The 2,208-nt window shown below is 29.1% G+C and carries 2 protein-coding genes and 1 pseudogene; all 3 read right to left on the bottom strand.

Annotation, left to right across the window (positions count from 1 at the left end):
- Nucleotides 1–222 precede the first annotated feature (222 nt).
- Nucleotides 223–672: an META domain-containing protein gene (locus U9R42_03315; protein ID MEA3495046.1), complete on the bottom strand. Its 450-nt coding sequence runs from the start codon at nt 670–672 to the stop codon at nt 223–225.
- 45 nt (nt 673–717) lie between these two features.
- Nucleotides 718–1,017, bottom strand: a complete 300-nt coding sequence (locus tag U9R42_03320; GenBank protein ID MEA3495047.1) for a T9SS type A sorting domain-containing protein — start codon at nt 1,015–1,017, stop codon at nt 718–720.
- A 567-nt stretch (nt 1,018–1,584) separates the two neighbouring features.
- Nucleotides 1,585–2,112 (bottom strand): annotated as a pseudogene (locus tag U9R42_03325) (C10 family peptidase).
- Nucleotides 2,113–2,208: the final 96 nt, after the last annotated feature.

Below are 2,208 nucleotides of genomic sequence, written 5' to 3' on the forward strand. Positions count from 1 at the left end.
AGAGTTTTTTATAGACAATGAAAAATTTTGAAGCAAATCGGGATAATGTAAAAAATTGCCACAGACTTCGTCTGTTGAAGACATGCTAAGTGTAATAGAAGTAAGACTACGTCTGTCGAAGACAGATTCACAGATTTAATATTTCTATATATTTGATAATCTGTCTTCGACAGACGAAGTCGGTAGCTGAATAACGCTTTTTTATTCGCACCCCAATCATTTTCAAAGCAGAGTTTTCTTCAAAACTATTTCTCCTTCTTCACCTTTTAGTATTAAATTGTTTCCTATTACCTGATAAGAAACAACTAAAGGCAATACCTCTCTTAATTTATCATCAAACTCATTCTCCCCTCCAACTTTAGTACCTCCATAACAAGTTATTTTTAATAAGCCATTAGAAATTAAATCATAGATGCCACCTCCGGTATTTACACTTGTATTTAATGAAAAGGATGAATCGCTGTCAAATACTAAAAGATAAGCATGTTTTACAGGAACTTTACCCTGTGTTTTATATATCGTATCATTAGTGGTTATTGATTCTATTTTCCATTTATGTTTTGTTATATCAATAGTGTCTGTTTTATCTTTATTACAATTGATTAGTGTTGTACATATCAAAATAAAACTAAATAAAAGTGTTGTTCGTTTAACATTTAAAAAAGTATTCATGATTTTATATGTTTATATTATTGTATAATTGCATTTTGATCAATATCAATAAATAATCAATTTAATTGTTTTAGTGAATGTTGAGGTTTTTATTGAACATAAATATATTCCTGAAGAAAGTTGGCTAATATCAAAATGCTCGGAATAATTACCTGGGTTATTATATTTTATATACTCTTTTAGTAGAACTCCATTCATGTCCATTATTTGAATTATAACCTCTGATATTTTGGAAATACTATAATCAACAGTAAATAAACCTTTTGATGGATTAGGGTGAATACTGAAATTATCTTTGAATTTTTCATTTACTATTTTTAATTCATTATTATTACTTATTGACATACTATCAGTTTTTGAAACAGTTATATTTGAAAATTTTTCAAAATGATCGTTTAAATGTACAATTTCAGGTTTGTGAATATTAGTACTTTCCCTGTTGTTAAAAGATCTATTTATATTTGGACATGGAATTATCACAGCAGTAAATTCTGCTCCTTTTTCTGTTTCAAATTTTTTTAGAATAATTTTATTATAAGCTTTAAAATGAACATTTACTTTGTTTGGAATTACCACATTATCTGTATGTATTGTACCATCTGTAATATCGTAGTATTCCAATCTCGTTTCTCCATTTATAGTAATAATATTTGATGCTTTTGGCTTGCTAGAAAGAGGTAAAGAATATCGATAATTATAGAAACTTGACAAGCCAGTCCAATCAATATATGGAAATTCAGAATTAAATGGATTGTGTGATACTACAACATTACTAATAGTTATGCTTTTATTACAATCAATGCAATTAACAGTACTATAAATTTCAGGATGTAGATAAAATACAGCTTCTTGCCATTTGTAATAATCAATAACAGGACTTCCATCATTGTCTTTAATATAAAAATAAGCATCATTAGTACCACGCCAACCCCAATTAAAATGAAAATAATCATCATCCTTATAACCATCACAAACAAATGCATGTCCATTACCTCCATTAGGTTTACTGCCGCTATATAAAATAGGTTGTCTGTTATCAAGACTTTTTCTCATTTTAGGTTTCCAACTCATAGTAAGACAACGATAACGATGTAACATATCGTTGCTATATTTGTAGTCGTTTCTTAAAGCTCGTTTTGCTTTACCTGTACTTGTTCTTGAACGACAGCTTGTTTCTTTATCAATTTTTCTGCAATATTTTATATCAGATTTATCCCCACAATCGGCTATTAATTCGGCTATTGCATTTCGTTCTGTTTCATAATTGGCTCTTATATAAGGACGTGGAAGTTTATAATCCATTCGATTTAACAAATTAGGCATATTGCACCAATCAAAATCATTATCAGGACTTCGCCAAAAATTCATTATTTGAGCCATAGCTACGGCTACACAACCTGCAGTGCAATGGTCACAGTCACAGTTATTGTTATTTTGAACAAAAAAATTATATCCAGGGCATTCTCCATCATTTGTAAAACTTTGTCCTCACCTTGTTTCAATCAAAGGATCTACTGAACTATTAGATCTATATTG

Source organism: Bacteroidota bacterium (assembly GCA_034723125.1).
GTDB lineage: Bacteria > Bacteroidota > Bacteroidia > CAILMK01 > JAAYUY01 > JAYEOP01.

Bases quoted from the DNA above. Each gene is read 5' to 3' on its own strand.
- U9R42_03315 (MEA3495046.1), bottom strand. From the start codon at position 672: ATGAATACTTTTTTAAATGTTAAACGAACAACACTTTTATTTAGTTTT.
- U9R42_03320 (MEA3495047.1), bottom strand. From the start codon at position 1,017: ATGTCAATAAGTAATAATAATGAATTAAAAATAGTAAATGAAAAATTC.